This is a genomic window from Candidatus Soleaferrea massiliensis AP7, assembly GCF_000820765.1.
GTDB lineage: Bacteria > Bacillota > Clostridia > Oscillospirales > Ruminococcaceae > Soleaferrea > Soleaferrea massiliensis.
The window spans coordinates 38,548-61,789 of the sequence record NZ_CCYH01000027.1; the positions used below are offsets into that span (position 1 = coordinate 38,548).

The following is a 23,242-nucleotide window of genomic DNA, read 5'->3' on the forward strand; positions in this document are numbered from 1 at the left end:
ATCATATCTGTATATATCAGAAAAACGAATGTTTATCATCTGTTATATGACAATCTATCATAATGAGGGAAACGATCATGGGAATTCAAAAATATATGGCATTTGTGAAAGCGGCGGAGTGCGGGAGCTTTACAAGGGCGGCTGAATTGTTAAACTATTCACAATCAGGCGTCAGCCGTATGATAGCGGACTTGGAAGCGCAATGGGGAATATCTTTGCTGGACCGGGGCCGGTCCGGTGTTGCGTTGACTTCAGACGGCCTCAGACTGCTTCCTTATGTACAGTGCATCTGTAATGATTACCGTCAGCTCCAAATGCAGGTGGACGACTTGAACGGAATGCAGTCAGGCCTGATTCGAATCGGTACCTTTTCCAGTGTAGCCACCCATTGGCTTCCTAAAATCATCCAGGAATTTCAAAAGGACTATCCCAATATTGAATACGAACTGCTTTTGGGAGATTACACGGAGATTGAAAAGTGGATTCTGGAGGGACGGGTGGATTGTGGTTTTCTCCGGCTGCCTGCGAGGCCGGAACTCGAAACCATCTTTTTAAAACGGGACCGGCTGCTGGCGGTACTGCCGGAGAACCATACGTATGTGGCCTGTGACAGATTTCCGCTGTCCGCATTATGCAGGGACCCTTTTGTGCTTTTGGAAAAGGGCGCAAAGGCTGAAATATCGGAGGTCTTTGACAAGAACCATATCACTCCGAATGTACGCTTTACGACGTGGGATGACTATGCTGTTATGTCCATGGTGGAGAGCGGGCTGGGGATCAGCATTCTGCCGGAACTCATTTTACAGCGCATACCATATAAAGTGGTATGCAAGGAATTGGAAATACCGGCTTATCGCGACATCGGATTCGCCATGAGAGACAGTAAAACGGTATCCGTGGCAGTCAGACGGTTTCTGGAATATCTGCCTTACAGAGATAGATAATAGGAATTTCCGGAGGATGCAAGCCGGATGCCAAAAAACAGATGGCATTTCCAAGACTCTTAGTCTTACAGACAGATTGTGATGGATATCGCAGATTAAGGACGGCGCGGTTCTGCGCTGCAGCGGAAGCATTTCACCTGTAAAATAGCGGAAGGCCACAGATTCCCTGCAGCCTTCCGCTATAAATGCTTTATTGTGAAATTTGCAATTAAAACCCGGTGAAAGATGGGTCAAATGCGCCTGAGTCTGCCAATGAAACAAAATCATCCTCTGCGACAATGATATGATCCAATAGCTGAATGTTTAATGTCTCCAAAACTTCCTTGATCTTCAGTGTTGTATCGATATCATCGTTGGAGGGAATGGCCAGTCCCAATGGATGATTATGTGCAACGATGCAGGCCGTTGCGTTGTCTTTGAGTGCCAGCTCGACAATTTTGCGTATGGAAATGGCAACAGCATTTACATTTCCTTCAATGATCTTGCTGCAGTTGATAACCTTGGACTTGTTGTCCAGACTCAGCAGATAAGCAGCCTCGTTCGTACGGCCTATAAACTTTGGAAGAAGGAATTCTCCAGCTTGCTCGGTGGAATTGATGACATGTCCATTCTTGTATTTGTCATCCAGATAAGCGCGGGAGAGAGGCGCAATCAATTTAAGCAGTGAAGCGGAGTTTTCCGATATGCCCTTCACCTTGACAAGTTCCTCATAAGGAGCATCCAATACATTGGACAGAGAACCGAAAGCATCCAGAAGCGCATGTGCGATTGGATTTGTATCTTTCTGTGGAATCGAATAGAAAAGCAGCAATTCCAAGATGTTATGATCTTCAAAATCATCCATTCCGCTTTGTAAAAAACGCTTTTTCAGCCGTTCCCGATGTCCTTTGTGTGGATTTTCTGTCAATTCCAGTACCTTCTGTCCTTTAAAATTTCTATCTGTTATTTGGTCGGCAGTTTACGGCTGCCGGGTTTCACCAAATCAATTTTGCCTTCTTTGCACAGGGGGCAGTTCTCAGCTTCCCAAGCCTCTACATCCACTGCGATGACGCTCTCAAATGGGACGCCAAAATCGATCTTTCCATTGGTGCGGTCTACAATGGATCCGACGCCAACGATATCCCCACCGGCCTGTTTGACCAGTTCAATGACCTCGCGCACCGAACCGCCGGTGGTGACAACATCTTCTACAATCAGAACCTTCATACCTTCATGAACCTGGAATCCACGGCGCAATGTCATTTTACCGTCTTCACGCTCTGCAAAGAAGTTCTCACAGCCAAGTGTGCGGCTGACTTCATAGGCCATCTGGATTGCTCCCAAAGCCGGACCGATGACAACCTCAACACCCTTGTCCTTGTATTTTTCAGCAAGAGCGGCGCAGAGCTCTTCGCTGTATTTGGTATGCCGGAAGATCTTAGCGCACTGCAGGTATTTATTGCTGTGTTTGCCGCTGGTCAGCAGAAAATGTCCCTCCAGCAGAACACCAGCTTCTTTTAAAATTTCCAAAACCCGTTCTTTTGTAATCACAATCAATTACCCCCTGTATTTGTCATGAACCCACCTGAAAATGATCTGTAGGTCATATTATTTCTATTATATAATATTTCTAGCGTCAAGTAAATAGGCCATTTTATGACCTTTTTGTCACTTATGTGTTACTTTCAGATAGTGTATATGCAGATAACTCTTTTGTGAGACTCGGTTGTTGTCTATAACTGTGTCAAAAGTAAGAACTGTCATAGATCGACGAAAAAGCAAATAGATTGACAATATCCTTATGAGCGCGGTATAATAATACTGTTCATAAAGAATCACGGAAATCCCTGTGCGAATGTCGAGTGAACATGAAATCTCCAGGAGGTTCGCAGTGTCGTATTGATGGGATTTTTTGAATATTGACGGTGTTTGATGGTAAGATTGAGATGCTGTTTATCACCTTCGCATAGAAGAAGCTGTAAAATGGCCTGTTAGGCTGGTTCTTTGTGTATGCGGTCGCACCCTTTGCGGGTGCGTGGATTGAAATGCGGAATCCTTAATTGGAGCAACATCAGGCGGAAAGTCGCACCCTTTGCGGGTGCGTGGATTGAAATTCTTTGTGCGTCCGGGAGATTTCGCAGGCTTCGCGTCGCACCCTTTGCGGGTGCGTGGATTGAAATAACTCGTCTATGCTTTTAGGTTCGGCGCAATCGGGTCGCACCCTTTGCGGGTGCGTGGATTGAAATAGCGCATCGATCAGTCGATCGACCACTACCCATTGGTCGCACCCTTTGCGGGTGCGTGGATTGAAATTAGATAGCCGAAAAGAGGATTCTTTTTTATGTGGGTGCAGTCGCACCCTTTGCGGGTGCGTGGATTGAAATGCGTCCACCGTGATGACCGTATCCTCCGGTCCCGTCGCACCCTTTGCGGGTGCGTGGATTGAAATCCGATGCTTTGCGTCACCATACACCTGAACTTCTGTCGCACCCTTTGCGGGTGCGTGGATTGAAATCGGGCGTCGGCGGCATGGGCTTTAACATCGGCCTGTCGCACCCTTTGCGGGTTCGTGGATTAAAATTCCACAACGCCGTCTTCGCTCGTTTTAACCAGCCGTCGCACCCCTTTGTGGGTGCTTGGATTAAATTTGTTGAAGCAAGTCGTATCCTTCATAAGTACGTAAATTGAAATCAATCTGTCTGATTCCCACAAGTCACAAAACAGGATTGTGCAAACAGTCCGGATCTTTATCAGTACTAAAGAATAAACAACAAAAAATCCCCGCAGATGATCTTGGTCTGCGAGGCTTTTTGTTTGCTAAAATTTCATTTTAGCAAACAAATTCATCATAAAAATAAGATGGAAAATTGATATAATATTTTGAATAGCGGAATTTGAAGAAAAGGGAGAGAGTATGAAGACTTTTGTCATTGGGCAAAACGACTGCAACCAGCGCATCGATAAGTTTATCACCAAAGCCGTGCCGAAGCTGCCCCAGGGGCTTTTATACAAATATATTCGCACCAAACGTATCAAAATGAATGGCAAGCGCTGTAAAAACGATACCCGCCTGCAGCTTGGAGATACGGTTTCCCTTTATATCAACGATGAATTTTTTGAAACGAATCCCGGCGGTCTTGATTTTTTACGGGCCGGCACGCACATTGATGTGGTCTATGAGGATGAAAACATTCTGCTGGTCGATAAGCGCCCGGGGCTTATCGTGCACGAGGACCAGCAGGAACAGGTTGACACACTGATCAACCGGATCAAACATTATCTGTATGAAAAAGGGGAATATGATCCTGAGGATGAACATTCCTTTGCTCCGAGTTTGTGCAACCGAATTGACCGGAACACCGGCGGTATTGTGATTGCGGCCAAGAACGCGCCGTCGCTTCGAATACTGAATGAAAAGATAAAATGCAGAGAACTGAGAAAATGGTATCTCTGCATTGTACACGGGATATTGCCGCAGAAGAGAGGCGTGCTGAAGGGCTATTTGACGAAGGATGAGCAGAACAATACCGTCACGGTGTTCGAGTCTCCAAGACCTGGAGCAAAGACGATTCTGACCAAGTACAGGGTTTTGTCTGAAAAGCGGCTGTTCAGCCTGGTTGAAGTTGAGCTTCTCACAGGGCGGACACACCAGATTCGGGCGCATTTCGCGTCGATCGGCCATCCACTGCTGGGCGATACCAAGTATGGCCGCAATCGGATGAACAAGGGAACGGGATTTAAACATCAGGCCCTGTATTCGTATAAGCTCACGTTTGATTTTCAAACCGATGCCGGTGTGCTTGATTACCTGAACGGCCGGACCTTTACAGTTGAGGACGTATGGTTTGCGCGGGATTTTGAAGCGGGAAAAATAATTTGACAGAACCCCGGCAGGTTCGGTATAATAAAACAATATGTTTTACAAATTCCGACCGGATGTCATATCTTTCGAAACTGCCATTGAAACGTGCTGTATGGCGGTTTGATAAACGACAAGGAGGAAACAATTCCTTATGGTAAAATCCGTAAGCACCGTTCCAGAAGAAATACTGGATGAACAGCGCGCCTTTATGAAGCGTGTTTATGATATCAATATGACTGCATGCCAGCAAAGCGGCTCAAGTCCGTATGCGTTTGTACACAGCTATGGCTGTCAGCAGAATGTTGCCGACGCCGAGCACATCAAGGGCATGCTTGCGGAGATGGGATACCGCATGACCGATGAAATTGGGCAGGCGGATGTCGTCATCTACAACACCTGTGCCGTACGGGAAAACGCGGAAGACCGTGTGTTCGGCAATGTCGGCGCTCTCAAAAACCAGAAACGGCGGAATCCATCGATGATTATCGGGCTGTGCGGCTGCATGATGCAGCAGGAACACATCGCTCAGCGGATTAAAAAGAGCTTTCCTTTCGTAGACCTCGTATTCGGAACCCATGCGCTGCACGCGTTTCCGGAGCTGCTGTACGAGGCGTTGACCAGCGGGCACCGCGTTTTTGAAACCACCGGGTCGGACGGCGTCATAGCGGAAGGACTGCCGACCAAACGCGACGGCCATATCAAGGCATGGGTTCCGATTATGTATGGATGCGACAACTTCTGTACCTACTGCATTGTTCCATATGTGCGCGGCCGAGAGCGCAGCCGGTCCTCGGAAGCGATATTAAAAGAGGTAAAAGAGCTGATAAACGAGGGCTTTAAGGAGATAACATTATTAGGGCAGAATGTCAACTCCTATGGCAGCAAAGAGGACGAGATATCCTTTGCGGAGCTGCTGCGAAGGATTGCGGCCATCGATGGGGATTTCCGTGTCCGCTTTATGACTTCCCATCCAAAGGACGCCACAAAAGAACTGATTGACACCATCGCCGCATGCGATAAAATCTGCAGCCACATCCATCTGCCGGTGCAAAGCGGTTCCAACCGGATTCTGAAACAGATGAACCGCCGCTATACAGCAGAGGATTATCTGGACATCATCCGCTATGCAAAGGAAAAAATCCCGGGCGTGACCTTTACCAGCGATATCATGGTGGGATTCCCATCCGAAACCTATGAGGACTTCAAACAGACGCTCGCGCTTGTCAAGCAGGTCGAATATGACGCGCTCTTCACCTTCCTCTATTCCAAGCGCGTCGGCACCAAAGCCGCCGCTATGGAGGACCTTACGACCGACGCGGAGAAATCCCGCTGGTTCCGGGAGCTTTTGGAGGTGCAGGGTGAAATCGGCAGGAAGCGCAACGCTTCCTATGTCGGACAAACACTGCGTGTGCTGGCGGATGGGAAGGGGCGCTCCGGGGAGGGCTTTTTGACCGGACGCAGCGAAAGTAATACCATCGTTGATTTCGAAGCGGATGATAGCCTGATTGGCCAGTTTGTTCATGTAAAGATCACTGAAGCACGAAACGCGGCGCTGTCGGGCGTGCTGGTTTGAGCATACTTAGAAAGGTTCTGTCCCGGCGTGGGCGTCGGTGCGCCCCGAAGTTTACGGCGGCAAAAGGGCTGGGCAAATAGGGTTCATTTGCTTTACGAAACCTTTGCCGGCGGATGTAAATCAAATTGAGGACTGCTTTGCGAACATGACCGAATATCGCTGAACGCAGCAGGGATGCTGCATTCAGATGCAAGGGCTTTTTGGAAGAGAGCCTTTGCATCTGAATAAAAAGAGATTTGTTCAGTATATTACAGTCAAAGGAGTTATGGATTATGGATATCATTCAAATGGCAAAGGACATGGGCAAGGCCATCCAGGCCGATGAGAGATACATCGCGCTGATGAGCGCCAAAAAAGCAAACGACGAGGATAAAGAGCTGCAGGAGCTGATCGGCAAATTCAACCTCGTGCGTCTGGACCTCAACAACGAGGTCAGCAAGGAAGATAAAGATCAGAAGAAGCTCGAGGAGCTCAATGAAGAGCTGCAGAAGGTCTATCAGCAGGTCATGAGCAATCCGAATATGGCTGCGTTCAACACCGCCAAGGTGGAGATGGACACGCTGCTGAACCAGGTCAACCAGGTGCTGAGCCTGTGCGTCAACGGTCAGGATCCGGATACCATCGATCTGGATGCGCAGTGCTCCGGCAGCTGCTCGAGCTGTTCGGGCTGCCACTAAACTTCATAGAAGCTGATCGTCGGCCTGCCGGTTTTCTCCGGCGGGCCGGGACCATATCATAAGAGAATCCATGCAAAAGGGAGAACGACAATTATGGCAGAGCTTTCACCCATGATGAAACAGTATACCAACATCAAAAAGCAGTACCAAGATGAAATCCTGTTTTATCGGCTCGGCGACTTTTACGAGATGTTTTTCGACGATGCGATCAAAGCGTCGAAGGAACTGGAACTGACCCTGACCGGCAGGGACTGCGGACAGGAAGAGAAGGCCCCGATGTGTGGCGTACCCTATCACAGCTACGAGGCATATGTCAAGCGGCTGGTGGAGAAGGGGTACAAGGTCGCCATCTGCGAGCAGGTGGAGGACCCGGCAAAGTGTAAGGGCATCGTCAAGCGGGAGGTCGTACGGGTCATCACGCCGGGTACGATCATTGAAACCAGTATGCTCGACGAAACCAGCAACAACTTCCTGTGCTGCATCTATCTCAATGAGAAGAAAAAGGCAGGCGTCTGCTTTGCGGATATCTCCACCGGACAGATCTACATCACCGAGCTGGTGGACAAGAATATCCAGAACCGGCTGATGAATGAGATCGGGCGGTTCACGCCTTCGGAGATCATCTTCAATCCGCGGGTGCTGAAATGCAAGAAGCTCACGGACTTCATCAAGGTCACGCTGAACTGCACGGTGGATTATTATGAGGAAGAGGACTTTGCGCTGGAGCCCAATACCCGTGAGGTCCTGAACCATTTTAAAAAACCGCTGCCGGATATCGGGCTGGACGACAAGGATACGGCGATACAGTGCCTGGGCGTGCTGCTCTCCTATGTCTCCAAGACGCAGATGTCCGGTCTGGAACGGCTGCACACCGTCAACTTTTACAACGACAACCAGTTTATGAATCTCGATCTGGTCGCGCGCCGGAATCTGGAGCTCACCGAAACGATGCGTTCCAAAGAGAAGAAAGGCTCCCTGCTGTGGGTGCTTGACAGGACCAAAACCGCCATGGGGAAACGGCTCATCAAAACCTATCTGGAACAGCCGCTTTTGAATCCCGCGCTGATCAACAACCGGCTCAACGCGGTCCAGGTGCTTTATCAGGAAAATGTCCTGCTGCAGAGCCTGACCGAGCTGCTGACCCATGTCTTCGATATGGAACGGCTGATGACCAAGATCGTCTATGGCAATGCGAACGCAAGGGAGGTCAGGGCGCTGGCCTTTACGTCGAGGGTGCTTCCTCAGATCAAGCAGAGCATCGAAGGCATCGACACCATTATGCTGCGGGAAATCTATCAGAATATCGACACCCTGGAAGATATCCATGACATGATAGAAAACGCGATCGTCGACGACCCGCCGGTCAACCTCAAGGACGGGCATGTGATCCGTACGGGATACAACCGCGAGCTTGACGAACTCAGGGACATTGTCCGGCACTCTAAACAGTATCTGACCAATTTGGAGTCGTCGGAGAAGGAGAAAACCGGCATCAAGAATCTGAAGATCGGCTACAACAAGGTTTTCGGATATTACATAGAGGTAACCAAGTCCAATCTGCCGCTGGTACCAAAGGCGTACATCCGCAAGCAGACGCTGGCGAACTGTGAGCGGTACATCACCGAAGAGTTAAAGGAGCTGGAAAGCAAAATACTTGGAGCCAATGAAAAGATCGTCCTGCTCGAGCAGGACCTCTTTGAACAGATACGCAAGGAGATTGCGGCGCAGCTCTACCGCATCCAGCTGACCGCACAGGCCGTCGCCAAGCTGGATGTGCTCTGTTCGTTCGCGTCGGTCAGCGTCAAGCAGGGTTACTGCTGCCCGACCATCACGCTGGGCGATGAGATCATCATCAAGGATGGCCGCCATCCGGTGGTTGAAGCGGTGCAGAGCGGCTCGCTGTTTGTGGCGAACGACACCGACCTCAACTGCGCGGACCGGCAGATCGCCGTGATCACCGGACCGAACATGGCAGGAAAATCCACCTATATGCGCCAGGTGGCCCTGATCACCCTGATGGCGCAGATCGGCTGCTTTGTGCCGGCTAAGTCGGCGCAGATCGGCATTGTGGACGGCATCTATACCCGTGTCGGCGCATCCGACGATCTGGCGAGCGGGCAGTCCACCTTCATGGTCGAGATGAACGAGGTTGCGAACATCCTTCGAAACGCGACCAGAAAGAGCCTGCTGATCCTCGATGAGATCGGCCGCGGCACCTCGACCTTCGACGGCATGAGCATTGCGCGCGCGATTCTGGAATACATCGCGGATTCCAAAAAGTTGGGCGCCAAAACGCTGTTTGCCACCCACTACCACGAGCTGACCGAGCTGGAGGAGATGTTCGACTGCATCAAGAACTACAACATCGCGGTCAAGAAGCGCGGGGACGACATCATCTTTCTGAGAAGGATTATCCCGGGCGGCACCGACGACAGCTACGGCATCGAGGTTTCGAAGCTGGCGGGCATCCCGAACGAGGTGGTCAAGCGCGCCTATGAGATTCTGGACAATCTGGAAAACGGCATCGGCATCAACCTGCCGAAGAACGTCAAGGTCAAAAAGCGGGAGTACAATCCGGACCAGTTCATCATCCAGAATCCGCAGGATAATGAGGTGATCAAGCGGCTGGGGGAAATCGACACCAACGTCCTTTCCCCGCTGGAAGCGCTCAACATCCTGCATGAGCTCAAGCTGATCAGCGGTAAGAAGGACGGCTGACGCACAAATTCGAGACAGTATCTTGGCGTTACTCATCTGTTTTGGTCGAAGCTTTAGTCGTTTTTCAAAAAGGAAACATACATTTTTCAAAATAAGAATATCGAACAAATGATTACAGAAGACAGAATAAGCGAGGTGAGTTTGATTGGCAAATATCCGTGTTCTGGACAAGCAGGTCGCCGAACAGATTGCGGCGGGAGAGGTCATTGAACGGCCGGCGTCGGTGGTCAAGGAGCTTGTCGAAAACGCCATCGATGCGGGTGCGACAACCATCACCGTCGAAATCAGGCGGGGCGGTGTGACCTTCCTGCGCGTGACCGACAACGGAAAGGGCATCGAGCCGGATGACGTGCCGACGGCGTTTCTGCGGCACGCAACCAGCAAGGTGCAGACCAGCGAGGACCTCGACACGATCTTTACGCTGGGTTTCCGCGGCGAGGCGCTCGCATCCATCTGCGCGGTGTCCAAAGTGGAGCTTTTGACCAAAACAGCCGGGCAGCAGAACGGCACCCGTTACGTCGTGCACGGCGGCGAAGAGGTTTTCCGCGATGAAGCGGGCTGCCCGGACGGCACCACCGTCGTCGTGCGGGATATCTTCTACAATGTACCCGCGCGCATGAAATTCCTGAAAAAAGATGTGACCGAAGCGAACGCGATTGCGTCAATCGTCGACAAGATGGCGCTGGCCAACGAGCAGATATCCTTCCGGCTCATCAACAACGGCACCGAAAAGCTCTTTACGCCGGGGGACAGCAACCCGCTGTCAGCCGTCTATGCGGTGTTCGGGCGGGAATTTGCCGGTTCGCTGGTCAAGGTGGATTATGAGGAGAACGGCCTGCGCGTCCATGGATTCATCAGCCGGCCCTCCGCTTCACGGCCCAACCGGCGGATGCAGCACTTCTTCATCAACCGGCGGTACATCAAGTCACAGGTGCTGATGGCCTCGCTGGAGGAAGCGTACAAGCACGCCATCATGGTTGGGAAGTTTCCGGCCTGCGTCCTGAACATTGAGATTCCGCCGAACACCGTCGACGTCAACGTACATCCCGCCAAGCTCGAGGTGCGCTTTGCGGATGAACGCCGCGTCTTCCAGCTGCTGTATGCGGCGGTCAGAAATACACTGATGAGCGCGGAAGATCATGTGCCGATCAGGATTGCCGACCAGCAGAAGGCATTTACATCCGCTCAGCCGAAAGCGCCTGAACAGCTGCATATGACGGCGCAGGCCTATAAGGAAGCATTCGGCGCGCAGCCGGCGGAAAAGCCGCGGCCATCCTGTGAGCCGGCTGAGGATGGCTCTGTAATCGGACAGCGCCGTTCCCAGTATGAAGCGGCGATACCCGCGGAAAAATCCAAAGCACAGGGGCAAACCATTCTGCGGCAGCCCACCGCTGTTGTCTATGAAAGCAGTCGTTCCTGGCCCGAAACCGCCGCCGAGGATGCGCAAAATCAGCAGATGAAAACCGAGGAGATTGAGTGGCGAAGGATCGAGCGGGAGCAGGCCGCGTCGTTGACCCAGCCTGTGATGCCGATGGAAACTCAGCGTACGAACCTGGAGACAGGCGGGTCACAGGATGCTCCCGAACATACAGGGGGTTCGGAGAATACCGGCTTCTCGGACATCGACGAATACCGCGTGATCGGCGAAGCGTTCTGTACCTACATTGTCGTGGAGCATCATGACGAGCTGCTGCTGATCGACAAGCATGCGGCGCATGAACGCATCCTGTATGAACAGATACTGGAAGGTGCAAAGGAGCACAAACAGGTGCTGCTCGCGCCGGTGACGGTCAGCCTGAGCCGGGAGGAGTATGACGCGGCCATCCGTCATCTGGAGCTGTTTGACGAGGTCGGGTTTGAAACCGAGGACTTTGGGGAAGGCATGCTGATTGTGCGGTCGGTCCCAATCAGTCTCAGCGAAAAGAGCGTGTCGGATATCATCTGCGAAATTGCGGATGAGATGGCAAATCATAAGCGGAAGATCCTTCCCGAAGACCTGGACTGGCTGTATCATTCGGTTGCCTGCCGCGCGGCGATCAAGGCGAACGACCGCAGCTCCAAGCTGGAGCTCAGACAGCTGGTATCCATTTTGAAGGAGCATCCGGATATTCAGCACTGCCCGCACGGCCGGCCCATCTATCTGAAGCTCACCCAAAAGGAGCTGGAAAAACAGTTTGGACGGTTGGGCTCATGATCGTGTAACGGCTTATAACACTTATATCGGTTACATAAGGCTGAGATATATAAACTGGATTGTAACGGTTTTGCGGTACGATTTCCGTTACCATTCCGCTGCCCGGTACATTTTATGAATCCGTCATCATCTGCAGGTACGGTGTTTCCCAGCAATTTCATAAACATTTATTGACGTACTGTCGCACAAAAGGACAGGGAATAACCTGAACCCAAACGTTAAAGCGGAGACAGCATCACAGCCGGATAACCAATCCTGCCGGCTCTGGCAATGATACCGTTATATCCATCGTTTCAGAGTTTTATCGCGCGGCATGCCTGTTCGGCCGCGTTCAATACCGGGCCTAAATGCTGTACGGGTATTAGTCAAAATGATAAAATAATTCTATGAGACTTGTTTTTATGAAAGATCATGGTATGATAATGATAGAACACAAACCGGAGTGAGAGTATGATCAATCTTGTCGCAGTGGTCGGACCGACGGCGTCCGGCAAAACGGCGCTGGGCGTCGCGCTGGCACAGCGGTATCATGGGGAGATTGTCTCCGCCGATTCGATGCAGATCTACAGGGAGATGCAGATCGGCACCGCGAAGCCGTCCGCTGAAGAGATGCGGGGCATCCCGCACCATCTGATGGATTTTGTCGATCCCGCAGAGAATTTCAGCGCGGCGGATTATGTCCGGTGTGCGAAGCCGGTCATTTCCGGCATCCACGCGCGGGGGAAGCTGCCGGTACTGGTCGGCGGCACCGGCCTTTATGTGCGCGCGCTGCTCGAAAACATCCAGTTCAAAGAGGCCGAAAGCGATTCCGCTGTTCGGCTCAGGCTGGAGGAAGAGGGCCGCGCATACGGACCGCTCACGCTTTGGGAAAGGCTCAAAGCAGTGGATCCCGTCCTTGCTGAAAAGCTGCATCCGAACAATCAGGGCCGGGTTATCCGCGCTCTGGAGGTGTACGAGCTGACCGGCATCCCGATGAGTGAGCATCAGCGCCGCTCGAGACTCGCGCCGAGAGAATACAATACCTGTATGATCGGCCTTGCGTACCGCGACCGGCAGAAGCTGTATGACCGCATCAACCTGCGGGTTGAGAAGATGATGGATGCGGGGCTTTTGCAGGAAGCACAGCGCCTGTACCGTCAGAGTCTCAGCCGGACAGCCAGGCAGGCCATCGGCTACAAGGAGCTGTTCCGCTATTTCGACGGGGAGCTTTCTTTGGAAGAGGCGGTCGATAAGATCAAGCAGGAGAGCCGCCGGTATGCGAAACGACAGCTGACCTGGTTTCGCCGGGAAGAACATATAAATTGGATTTATATGGATGATATGGACGAAATAGAAAATTTATTGGAAATTTGCGGAAAAAGTATGGAAATTTGTGGGATACTATGATATCATGTAGGAGAACCAAGCGGATAGCCGCGAACTATTTGGAAGGAAGTGCAAAGATGATGAACAAACCAATCAATCTGCAGGACGTGTTTTTAAATCAGGCAAGAAAGGACAAGATTCCGGTCACCATTTACCTGACCAACGGATTCCAGTTCAAAGGCGTGGTCAAGGGCTTCGACAACTTTACCGTGGTGCTGGACTGCGAGAGCAAACAGAATCTTGTATATAAGCATGCCATCTCCACAATCATCCCTTCACGATCGATCAACATTGTGGAGGCGGTCGAGAAGGAAGCGCAGGCAAACGGAGAGAGATAGGATGGAGAAGATTGTCAGACGGCTGGCGGTAATCCTCATCATCCTGATCGTGCTCGGCATCGGCGGATATCAGCTGTTTCGCTACCTGAATCCGCCGTACAAGTTTGAAACGGCCTATCAGGCGACGATGGATGATTTTGTGGAGGGCAAGGGCCTTATTATCCGCAATGAACAGCTCATTGAACAGCAGGCCGGCGATTACGCCGTTGCTTACACCCAGTCGGACGGCAGCAAGGTCGCCAAGGGCGGCAAGGTCGCGCAGCTGTATACCGATGACAGCGACATCCAGTACCAGACACAGATTGACAGTATGAAGGAGGAGCTCGAGCTGCTTGAGAAAGCCGAGCAGTCGGCGGTCGTCTATCTGACCGATGCCGACATGACGGCCAAACAGCTCAGCGAACAGCTCTATGGGCTGTCCGACCTGATGGACGGCACCTGTGCCGACAGGGCGGAGAGCGTGCACGGCGAGCTGCTGTTCGAGCTGAACCGCCGTCAGGTATCCTTGGGCACGGTGAAGGATTTCTCCGAGCGCAAAAGTGCGCTGCAGACCCAGATTTCCGAACTGGAAGGCAAGCTCGGCGCGGGCGTGCAGGACATCACCTCCGATGAGGCGGGCTACTTTACCAGCGTTGTGGACGGGTTTGAGGACCGTCTCAGTGTCTCGGACCTTGACCGGCTGAAGGTTTCCGACCTGGATGCGATGATGGATGAAAAACAGCAGATCTCCGGCACGGCCGTGGGCAAGATCATTGTCGGTTATGACTGGCGCATTGCGGTGCCGGTCGATCCCGCGGATGCGGAGAAATTCTCCGAGGGCAGCACACTGACCGTCAGCTTCGAGGACCTGCCGGACGTCAAAGCGCCCGGAACGGTCGTCGGTCTCAAGCAGGACAATACCTCTGACAAGGCGTATGCGATCATCCGGCTGGATTATATGAACGCCGCGCTTTCCCGTATGCGCACCGCCGAGCTGAAGATCACGTTCGCGAGCTATACCGGCCTGCGCATCAATAAGGATGCGGTCCGGCTTCAGGACGGCACGGAGGGCGTTTATGTCAATGAACAGAATTATGCGGTCTTTAAGCGCATCAACATCATCTATCGGACCGACGCGTACGTTCTGACCAGCGACAAAGGCATTTCAGAGGAGGAACTCAGCGCGTACAGCTGGGTGCAGCTCTATGACAATATCGTGGTGGAAGGCAGGGATTTGTATGAAGGAAAACCGCTTCGATGAGGAGAAGCGCGCCCTTAGAGAACGTTTAAAAAGTGTTATGGACCAGGTTCACAATCAGATGGTAAAATCGAACAGAAGCATCGATGATCTGCGCGTGATGGCTGTCACTAAGACCATCGATCCCGAAATCATCAATGAGGCGATCCATCAGGGCATCGCGCTGCTCGGCGAAAACCGCGCGCAGGAGCTGCTGGAGAAGTACGAGATCTATGACAAACAGGGAGTCGACATCCATTTCATCGGGCATCTGCAGACCAACAAGGTCCGGCAGATCGCCGACAAGGTCTGTATGATCGAATCGGTCGACAGCCTGAAGCTGGCTTCGGAGATCGACAAGGAGATGGCGAAGCGCGACAGCGTTATGGAAATTCTTGTCGAGGTCAACATTGGAGGCGAGCAGAGCAAATCCGGCATCGCCAAGGAGATGACCGAACAGCTTTTGGAACAGATTTCCTCGATGCGGCACCTCAGGGTGCGCGGACTCATGACAATTCCGCCGGTTTGCGAAAAAAAAGAGCAGGTTCTTCGATATTTTGAAGATATGTACCGGTTATTTGTTGACATCAGGGCCAAAAACATGGATAATATAGATATGTCCTATCTGTCGATGGGCATGTCGGGCGATTATCTCGAAGCCATTCAGTGCGGCGCAAACATCATCCGTTTGGGTACGGCGCTGTTTGGACGGAGGAGCCGTCCGGTCAACGTGTAATGTAGGAGGAAAAATAGGGATGAGCTTTTTTAACAAACTCTTTGGAAACCCCGACGACGAATTTGAGGAAGAGACAGTCGATGAAATAGAAGAAAAGGTTGAGGAGGAAAAACCGGCGCCGTCCTTCAGCGAGCCGGCCCGCAACCGCGCAAAGATCACCAACATCCACCCGACCACGCAGCTTCAGGTTGTGCTGGTCAAGCCGGAGCGCTTTGAGGAGGCAAGCTCGATTGCCGATCACCTGAACGCGAAGAAAACCGTAGTGCTGAACCTCGAGGCAGCCGGCAAGGACACCGCCCGCCGCCTGATTGACTTTCTAAGCGGCGTCGCCTACGCGAACAACGGCCAGGTCCAGAAGGTCTCCAGCAGCACCTTCATCATTACGGCGCACAACGTCGATCTGATGGGTGAGATTCTGGACGAGATTGAGAACGGCAACCTGTATTATTGAGATGAACCTGAACCATCTGAATGAGGAGGACAGGCTGTTTATCTCCCGCATCGGCGACCTGTTCGCCATTTCGCAGACGCGGAATATTCCGAAGTACATAGGATTTTTGAATGAACGCGAGGTCTTTCTGGCCTCAGAGCTGATCCGGCAGCAGGGATTTACAGGCTGCCGGTTCTTCGGCGGCTACGAAGGCGCCGCCAGGGTGGTGCTTGGCGCGCTGCCGGATTATCTACAGGATTCGGAAGCGTCCTTCCCGGTGCGCTGCGTCGGCGTGCGCTACCCGAAGCAGTATGCCTTATCCCACCGCGACTTTCTCGGCACGCTGATGCATCTGAACATCGCGCGGGAATGCGTCGGGGATATTGTGGTCGGGGAAGGGCAGGCATACCTCTTTGTGCTGGAGCAGGTCGTGCCGCTGATTCTGGATGAGGTTGTCAAGATCGGCTCGGTCGGCGTGAAGTGCGAGGAGACGCAGCCGCCTGAAATCGAATCGGAGCAGGCCTTTGAGGAGATTTCCGGAACCATCGGCTCCGAAAGGCTGGATGCCGTTGTCGCGCTGGCCACAAGGCTCAGCCGACAGAAGAGCTGCGAGCTGATCAGCCGCGGGCTGGTCCAGTTACAGTATGAAACCGTCTCGAAGCCGGATATCCCGCTGAAAGAGGGGGATGTCTTTTCGATTCGCGGATATGGAAAATACAAACTGAGCAGGATAGGCTCGCTCAGCAAAAAGGGCCACCTGCATATCACCATTGAACAATACCGTTAAGGGGGTTAAGGATACGATGACACCGAACAACATCAAAGAAGTCCGGTTCCGAAAGAGCTTCCGCGGCTACGATGTCAGAAGCGTCGAGGCCTACAAGGAAGAGGTTGCAAAGGCGTATGCGAATCTTCTGGAGGAGAAGGAAGATCTCGAAGAGAAGCTGCGGGTCGTTGCAGGCCGTCTGCAGGAGTACATCAAAGAAGAGGACAGCCTGAGCAAGGCGATTCTCTGCGCGCAGAAGACCGGCGACCAGCTTGTCGCTGAGGCGGAAGAGAAGGCTGCCCGGATTGTTGAGCACGCGAACCAGCAGACCGAGCAGATGATGGAAAATACCCGCCGCCAGATCGAACGGGAGCAGCTTTCGCTGAACCGTCTGCAGCATGAGGTTTCCAACTTCAAAAGCAAGCTGATTTCCATCTATAAGACCCATATCGAACTGATCACGGCGCTTCCAGATGAGGAAGTGGACGAATCCGCGCGTTCGGTCAAGGTGGAAGAGAAGGCCGATGCGCCGGCGAAATCCCGTGCATCAGAGGAAAAGGCCGAGGAAGAAGAGAATCTGGCCTACAATTGAACGGTGCAGACCGCGCAGCGGACAGCTGAAACGCGAATGGAAGGGCCGCGTTTCAGCTGCCCGGTGCTGCAATGAAATATCAGGGCGGTTTGGGTGGAAAACCTGTCATTGGATGAAGCTGTGCTGTACGGCGCGTTTCCGAGGTTCAAAAGGGCCCCGCTTCGATATCCAGATGCGGATGCCCACTCCCGTATGATACCGTCCGTGCCGGATTATAGACAAGTCTGATAGGCCATTTATGGCAGAATATGCGGTGCGCCCGCTTCGGGCACGCCGCAAAATTTTCGTGGAGGAGTACTATGGGAATCTATATCGCGCTCGTATCCATTGTCGTGCTGATCGGTGTCGATCAGCTGATTAAATTTCTCGTGGATGCCAATATGGTCGTGGGCCAGAGCATCCCGGTGATACAAAATATCTTTCACCTGACCTATGTCGAGAACAAAGGCTCCGCTTTTGGATTGTTCAGCGGACACCGCGAATTCCTGATCATCATCGCCGTGGTGCTGCTGGCCGCTGGCGTCTGGCTGATGCTCAGCAGGAAGATCAAGGGCAACTTTGTCCTGACCTGTGCCGCCATGATCATTGCGGGCGGATTGGGCAACCTGATCGACCGCATCTTCCGCGGCGCCATCATCGACTACCTCGACTTTCCGTTCCTGAATTTCTATATCTTCAACTTTGCGGACTGTCTGGTCGTGGTCGGCGTGATATGTTTCATAGTTTATTTATTATTTGGTGATTACTTTAAACGCAAAAAACATGTAAAATTGGAGCGGGAATCGGTTTGAAAGAACTGAAATTCGAATTGGAACCTGTCTTTTTGTCCCAGCGCATCGATAAGGCGCTGTCCGAACGGATGGACGGCCACACGCGTTCCGCCATCCAGAGACTGCTGGATGACGGCTTGGTGTCGGTCGACGGAAGGACGGTTTCCAAAAATTATAAAATTAAGCCCTCCGATCGATTGATATCGGTCACACTGCCCGAACCGAAGGCGCTGGACCTGCCGGCACAGGACAGGAAGCTTAACATCCTGTACGAGGACGACTGCCTGCTAGTGGTCAATAAGCCGAAAGGCATGGTCGTGCATCCCGCGCCGGGCAACGAGGACGGCACACTGGTCAACGCGCTGCTGTACCACTGCAGGGACAGCCTGTCCGGCATCGGCGGCGTGCTGCGCCCCGGTATCGTGCACCGGATCGACAAGGACACCAGCGGGCTGCTGATGGTGGCCAAGAACGACCAAGCGCACCTGTCGCTGGCCGGGCAGATCAAGGAGCATTCGTTCACCCGCCGCTATCATGCGGTGGTGTACGGAAATATCAAAGAGGATGCGGGAACGCTCAATTACCCGATTGGACGGCATCCGGTCGACCGCAAACGGATGGCGGTCACGCAGAAAAACGCGCGCGAGGCCGTCACGCATTTCCGCGTGCTGGAACGTCTGGGCGGCTTCACCTATCTGGAGCTGACGCTCGAAACCGGCCGCACCCATCAGATCCGCGTGCATCTGGCCCATATTGGACATCCGGTTGCGGGCGACCCTGTGTACGGCCCGAAAAAGTGCATCCGGGAACTGGAGGGGCAGTGTCTGCATGCCAAGATGGTCGGTTTCGTACATCCGGTAAGCGGCGAATATCTGGAATTTGACAGCGAGCTGCCGGATTATTTCCAAAACTTTTTGGATAAGCTTAGACGGATGCAGAATTCCTGAGTGCTCACGTGGAAAAGCAGTTGTTATACCGCGTGTGTTCGAATCACATCAACTGTATCCGGCAGCAAAAAATGCCCTGTTTTTGTTGAAGCTTCGGGCGATGTAGCTGGAAATCCCGTCAAGTGAATCAGGTAAACCGGATGCTTTCAGCACTATGAATGAATAACAAGCAGTAAATGCTATCAATACAACCGAATGCGAGGAAGATGGATGATACAATCACTCAGTGATATTCTGCTGATCACCGATATGGACGGTACGCTGATGTCCAAATCGACCGGTATCCTGCCGTGCAATCTGCAGGCGATCGAGCGGTTTGTGCGGAAGGGCGGCAGATTTACCGTGGCGACCGGCCGTGCGCCGCTGGCCGCGCGGTGCTATCTGGAAAAACTCCCGATCAATGAGCCGCTCGTGATGTTCAACGGCGGCGCAATCTATGATTACAATAAAAAGGAATTCCTTTGGAATGCCGTTCTGCCTGGGCAGGCGCTCCGATATGGTCAGGAAATCCTCGATGCCTTTCCGGAAATTGGATCGGAAATCGTGCTGGGGGATTCCTTTCATATTGTGCGCCAGAATGCTTATATCGAGGAACTGCTTGCCATTGAATATGTCGAAGAAGCGCACATCACGCGCGGCGGCGTTGACCGCGGCGGTTTCAAGATGCTGTTTGCGGGCGAAAGCCGTCAGATCGAGCTGCTCAGGGAGTTCGTGAAGGAGAAGGGCTACGACGGCGTGGACTTTGTGCAGTCCGATCCGAACTACTATGAGATGCTGCCGCAGGGGCATACCAAGGGCACCTCTCTGCAGAAGCTGACCGCGATGCTCGGCATCCCGATGGAGCACACCGCGGCAATCGGCGACTATTACAACGATGAGGATATGCTGCGCAAGGCCGGTATCGGCGCTGTGGTCGGCGGCGCGCCGAAAGAGCTGCTTGCGGCGGCGGATTTTATCGCGCGGCCTTTTGATGAGGGGGCAGTCGCATCCCTGATCGAGCACCTTGAAGCGTTATATCCGATGTGATATTTTCAGTATCCAGGCAGACAGACCGTACTGGCCGGATTTCTTTCGTAATGGGCTGCATTCGTTGGACGGGGTTGTCCGACGTTTCGATAAACGGTGCCGCCCCAATGATATTCTATAAAACAAACGACAACCGCAGAGAGAAATATGCGGTGAAATAGAGAGACAAGCAAAGGGTTTAGACCGAACCTGAGATTCACAGATACATCCTGCCAAATGTGTCATATGGCGCAGAATCAGAAATGGAGTTGAAGATTTATGAATGACAGTTTAAAAAGGGAGCTGGAGCTGACAGCCGGCAAGATCCGTCTGCATGCTGTCGATGCGATCTACCACGCGAAGTCCGGACATCCGGGCGGCTCGCTCTCGATCGCGGACATCCTTGCCTATCTGTATTTTGTTGAGATGCATGTCGATCCGAAGAACCCGAAATGGGAGGACCGCGACCGGCTGGTGCTTTCAAAGGGCCATGCCGCGCCCGCGCTCTATGCGGCGCTTGCGCTCAAGGGTTTCTTTCCGGTCAGCGAGCTTAAAAATCTGAGGAAGCCGGGCTGTATGCTGCAGGGGCATCCCGATATGAAGGGCACCCCGGGCATCGATATGTCAACCGGCTCATTGGGCCAGGGCATCTCCGCCGCCTGCGGCATTGCGCTGGCGGGCAAGCTGGACAACAAGGGCTACCGCGTCTATGCGGTCCTCGGAGACGGGGAGCTCCAGGAGGGCCAGGTCTGGGAAGCCGCGATGTTTGCGGCGCACCGGAAGCTGGACAATCTGTGCATCTTTGTCGACAACAACGGCCTGCAGATTGACGGCAAGGTCTGTGAGGTCTGTTCGCCGCATCCCATCACCGATAAATTTGCCGCATTCGGCTTTGAAACGCTGACCATCGACGCGCACAGCTTCGATGAAATCGAGCATGCGTTGCAGCACGCCCGTTCGGTCAAGGGCAAGCCGACCGCCATCATCGCCAACAGCACAAAGGGCAAGGGCGTTTCCTATATGGAGCACAACGTATCCTGGCACGGCGCCGCGCCGAACAAGGATCAGCACGCTGTCGCCATGAGCGAATTTGAAAGATTCAACGGGGAGGAGCAGTCATATGTCTGAACAGAAAATCGCCACCCGCCAGAGCTACGGGGAAACCCTCGTGGAGCTTGCGAAGGAACATGAAAACATCTATGTACTGGATGCGGACCTCTCCAAAGCAACCAAGACGGACATCTTCGCCGCGCAGTTCCCGGAGCGCTTTATCGACTGCGGCATTGCGGAGGCCGACATGATGGGGGTCGCCGCCGGCCTTGCAACCTGCGGAAAAATTCCGTTTGCCAGCTCGTTCGCGATGTTTGCGGCGGGCAGAGCCTACGAAATTATCCGCAACTCGATCGGCTATCCGCATCTGAACGTCAAGATCGGCGCCACCCATGCCGGCATCTCGGTCGGCGAGGACGGCGCAACCCATCAGTGCTGTGAGGACATTGCGCTGATGCGCACCATTCCGGGCATGACGATTCTGAACCCGTCCGACGATATCGAGGCGAGAGCCGCCGTCCGTGCGGCCGCCGCGCATGACGGACCGGTTTATATGCGGTTTGGAAGGCTGCCGGTGCCGGTGTTCAACACCAATGAGGATTACCGCTTCGAGCTTGGCAAGGGCGTGCAGCTCAGAGACGGCTCAGACATCACGATTGTCGCAACGGGCCTGATGGTCTACGAGGCTTTGCAGGCCGCCGATCAGCTCAAGAAGGACGGCATCCATGCGAGGGTCGTCAACATTCACACGATTAAGCCGATCGACCGTGAAATCATCCTGAAAGCCGCCGAGGAAACCGGCAAAATTCTGACCGTGGAAGAGCACAACGTCATTGGCGGCCTCGGAGAGGCTGTCTGCGACGTGGTCTGCGGCGGATGCCCGGTTCCGGTCTACAAGATCGGCGTGCAGGACCGCTATGGCTACTCCGGACCGGCTGTCGAGCTGCTGAAGCTGTTTGGGCTGTCTTCGGACAACATCCAGGCGACGGTCAGGGAGATTCTGTCGAAATAATATAAGAACAGAATGCATCGGTTCTGCCCTTCTGCGGGACTTCGCAGGGGGACAGAACGATGTTTTTTATACGATCCAGCTCCATACGAAGGACATGAACAGACACGGCCGGATTTGGCTGCGCCAATGCAGCGCTTGTTCAGGATACAGCGGCCGGTCCGCGCGTTTTGAAGGACGCATGCATGGCCTGTCCCGGTGAAATCTATGTTCCCGGTATGGATATTCCATTTAAAATCCCAGCGCTGAACAAAATTTACAGACGAGAACAGATGTTTTATTCACGGATGCAAGAGAGCCTGGCGATCCGGTATAACCGGACGGCTTCGCCGTTTGGCTATGCCGAGATGCCTTTTCAAAAGCAAGCTGATTTGCGGATTGCTTGATTCCGGTGCGCCCGTCGATTGACGGAAGGAATGAGTTTGTAAATGGACAGGGATATGAAGGTGCTCATCACGGTGGCGGTGCTGTTCATCGTCGCGGTGGTGGCATACAACGCACTGTTCGCGCCGGACATCAAAGAGCCGGTTGTGGTCAATTACCTGTCGGGTGAAAGCGAAGCGGTCTCCGGCTGGAGTTCCGCCGGTTTTGTATCCGGCTCGTCTAATGAATCGTCCGGCGCAGCTTCAGCATTGTCGGAGGAATCGTCCGCACCGGATGGTTCTGCCGCGGAGTCTGAGCCGGTTTCCTCAAAATCATCGAATGAGGAGGAAGCGCCGCGCCAGACCAGCAGCGCGCCCGAGAAAATGCAGCCGGGCGAGGGGAAGATCGACATCAACACGGCAACCTCCGAAGAATTACAGCGGATTCCGGGCATCGGTCCGGCGACTGCCGAAAAGATTCTCGATTACCGTGCGGAAATCGGTGTGTTCACCAGCTTGGACCAGCTTCTGGAGGTCAAGGGAATCGGTGAAAAGAAGCTTGAAACCATACGGGAATATGCGGTTATCGAGTGACCCGGTGCATCGTCTGCAAGGATCTGTTTTTTTAGGAGCGAAGAAGATACGCTTTCTTTCGTTTGGAGGAACATCAACATCCAACGGTAACCGTAAACAAGTAAGGTGGTATGGA

At 53.0% G+C, this 23,242-nt stretch carries 22 protein-coding genes and 1 CRISPR repeat array; of the genes, 20 read left to right on the forward strand and 2 right to left on the reverse strand.

All coding sequences use genetic code 11. The features are described 5' to 3' along the window. Nucleotides 1–95 precede the first annotated feature (95 nt). A complete protein-coding gene (locus BN348_RS05985; RefSeq protein WP_242844313.1) occupies nucleotides 96–944 on the forward strand; it encodes a LysR family transcriptional regulator in 849 nt (282 codons plus the stop codon). A 208-nt stretch (nucleotides 945–1,152) separates the two neighbouring features. Here the strand turns inward: BN348_RS05985 and BN348_RS05990 are convergent, their stop codons facing one another. Both BN348_RS05990 and pyrE read right to left on the reverse strand, forming a co-directional pair. Next, nucleotides 1,153–1,851, reverse strand: a complete 699-nt coding sequence (locus BN348_RS05990) for a JAB domain-containing protein (RefSeq protein WP_242844314.1) — start codon at nucleotides 1,849–1,851, stop codon at nucleotides 1,153–1,155. A gap of 35 nt (nucleotides 1,852–1,886) precedes the next feature. Next, a complete protein-coding gene (gene pyrE / locus BN348_RS05995) occupies nucleotides 1,887–2,474 on the reverse strand; it encodes an orotate phosphoribosyltransferase (RefSeq protein ID WP_040197035.1) in 588 nt (195 codons plus the stop codon). 464 nt (nucleotides 2,475–2,938) lie between these two features. Next, nucleotides 2,939–3,504: a CRISPR direct-repeat array (repeat unit 32 nt; unit sequence GTCGCACCCTTTGCGGGTGCGTGGATTGAAAT). A 333-nt stretch (nucleotides 3,505–3,837) separates the two neighbouring features. Here pyrE and BN348_RS06000 point away from each other — a divergent pair. From BN348_RS06000 to BN348_RS13095, 19 genes are all read left to right on the forward strand, one after another. Further along, nucleotides 3,838–4,803, forward strand: a complete 966-nt coding sequence (locus BN348_RS06000) for an RluA family pseudouridine synthase (RefSeq protein WP_040196922.1) — start codon at nucleotides 3,838–3,840, stop codon at nucleotides 4,801–4,803. Between the two features lie 133 nt (nucleotides 4,804–4,936). Then, nucleotides 4,937–6,358: a tRNA (N6-isopentenyl adenosine(37)-C2)-methylthiotransferase MiaB gene (gene miaB, locus BN348_RS06005; RefSeq protein WP_082020822.1), complete on the forward strand. Its 1,422-nt coding sequence runs from the start codon at nucleotides 4,937–4,939 to the stop codon at nucleotides 6,356–6,358. A 272-nt stretch (nucleotides 6,359–6,630) separates the two neighbouring features. Beyond that, nucleotides 6,631–7,035 (forward strand): YlbF/YmcA family competence regulator, encoded by a 405-nt coding sequence (locus BN348_RS06010; RefSeq protein ID WP_040196923.1) that lies wholly within the window; start codon nucleotides 6,631–6,633, stop codon nucleotides 7,033–7,035. Nucleotides 7,036–7,128: 93 nt separating this feature from the next. Then, the gene (gene mutS / locus BN348_RS06015; RefSeq protein ID WP_040196924.1) at nucleotides 7,129–9,753 is read left to right on the forward strand and encodes a DNA mismatch repair protein MutS; all 2,625 of its coding nucleotides are present in this window, start codon (nucleotides 7,129–7,131) and stop codon (nucleotides 9,751–9,753) included. Between the two features lie 145 nt (nucleotides 9,754–9,898). Next, entirely contained in the window at nucleotides 9,899–11,947 is a 2,049-nt protein-coding gene (gene mutL, locus BN348_RS06020; RefSeq protein ID WP_040196925.1) for a DNA mismatch repair endonuclease MutL, read from the forward strand. 450 nt (nucleotides 11,948–12,397) lie between these two features. After that, on the forward strand, nucleotides 12,398–13,333 hold the full coding sequence (gene miaA / locus BN348_RS06025) for a tRNA (adenosine(37)-N6)-dimethylallyltransferase MiaA (protein WP_040196926.1): 936 nt from the start codon (nucleotides 12,398–12,400) through the stop codon (nucleotides 13,331–13,333). Between the two features lie 59 nt (nucleotides 13,334–13,392). After that, on the forward strand, nucleotides 13,393–13,650 hold the full coding sequence (hfq, locus tag BN348_RS06030) for an RNA chaperone Hfq (RefSeq protein WP_040197038.1): 258 nt from the start codon (nucleotides 13,393–13,395) through the stop codon (nucleotides 13,648–13,650). A gap of 1 nt (nucleotide 13,651) precedes the next feature. Next, nucleotides 13,652–14,890 (forward strand): biotin/lipoyl attachment domain-containing protein, encoded by a 1,239-nt coding sequence (locus tag BN348_RS06035; RefSeq protein WP_040196927.1) that lies wholly within the window; start codon nucleotides 13,652–13,654, stop codon nucleotides 14,888–14,890. Next, on the forward strand, nucleotides 14,868–15,602 hold the full coding sequence (locus BN348_RS06040) for a YggS family pyridoxal phosphate-dependent enzyme (protein WP_052446763.1): 735 nt from the start codon (nucleotides 14,868–14,870) through the stop codon (nucleotides 15,600–15,602). Before BN348_RS06035 ends, BN348_RS06040 begins: the two co-directional genes overlap by 23 nt. A gap of 19 nt (nucleotides 15,603–15,621) precedes the next feature. Beyond that, nucleotides 15,622–16,053, forward strand: a complete 432-nt coding sequence (locus BN348_RS06045; protein ID WP_040196928.1) for a cell division protein SepF — start codon at nucleotides 15,622–15,624, stop codon at nucleotides 16,051–16,053. Further along, nucleotides 16,028–16,819 carry a YlmH family RNA-binding protein gene (locus tag BN348_RS06050; RefSeq protein WP_156136435.1) on the forward strand — a complete coding sequence of 264 codons (792 nt, stop codon included), beginning with the start codon at nucleotides 16,028–16,030 and terminating at the stop codon, nucleotides 16,817–16,819. The genes BN348_RS06045 and BN348_RS06050 overlap by 26 nt, the downstream gene beginning before the upstream one ends. 16 nt (nucleotides 16,820–16,835) lie before the next feature. Continuing rightward, nucleotides 16,836–17,390, forward strand: a complete 555-nt coding sequence (locus BN348_RS06055; RefSeq protein WP_040196931.1) for a DivIVA domain-containing protein — start codon at nucleotides 16,836–16,838, stop codon at nucleotides 17,388–17,390. A 299-nt stretch (nucleotides 17,391–17,689) separates the two neighbouring features. Beyond that, complete coding sequence (gene lspA, locus BN348_RS06060) at nucleotides 17,690–18,181, forward strand: signal peptidase II (RefSeq protein WP_040196932.1); 492 nt, start codon at nucleotides 17,690–17,692, stop codon at nucleotides 18,179–18,181. After that, the gene (locus tag BN348_RS06065) at nucleotides 18,178–19,107 is read left to right on the forward strand and encodes an RluA family pseudouridine synthase (protein ID WP_040196934.1); all 930 of its coding nucleotides are present in this window, start codon (nucleotides 18,178–18,180) and stop codon (nucleotides 19,105–19,107) included. Before lspA ends, BN348_RS06065 begins: the two co-directional genes overlap by 4 nt. A 210-nt stretch (nucleotides 19,108–19,317) precedes the next feature. Continuing rightward, nucleotides 19,318–20,133 carry an HAD-IIB family hydrolase gene (locus tag BN348_RS06070; RefSeq protein WP_040196935.1) on the forward strand — a complete coding sequence of 272 codons (816 nt, stop codon included), beginning with the start codon at nucleotides 19,318–19,320 and terminating at the stop codon, nucleotides 20,131–20,133. A gap of 258 nt (nucleotides 20,134–20,391) precedes the next feature. Further along, nucleotides 20,392–21,240, forward strand: coding sequence for a transketolase (locus BN348_RS06075; protein ID WP_040196937.1), 849 nt, complete (start codon nucleotides 20,392–20,394; stop codon nucleotides 21,238–21,240). Further along, nucleotides 21,233–22,174 carry a transketolase family protein gene (locus BN348_RS06080; protein WP_040196938.1) on the forward strand — a complete coding sequence of 314 codons (942 nt, stop codon included), beginning with the start codon at nucleotides 21,233–21,235 and terminating at the stop codon, nucleotides 22,172–22,174. Before BN348_RS06075 ends, BN348_RS06080 begins: the two co-directional genes overlap by 8 nt. 182 nt (nucleotides 22,175–22,356) lie before the next feature. Continuing rightward, nucleotides 22,357–22,557 (forward strand): hypothetical protein, encoded by a 201-nt coding sequence (locus BN348_RS06085; RefSeq protein WP_040196940.1) that lies wholly within the window; start codon nucleotides 22,357–22,359, stop codon nucleotides 22,555–22,557. A gap of 42 nt (nucleotides 22,558–22,599) precedes the next feature. Beyond that, nucleotides 22,600–23,127: a ComEA family DNA-binding protein gene (locus tag BN348_RS13095; protein ID WP_052446764.1), complete on the forward strand. Its 528-nt coding sequence runs from the start codon at nucleotides 22,600–22,602 to the stop codon at nucleotides 23,125–23,127. Nucleotides 23,128–23,242: the final 115 nt, after the last annotated feature.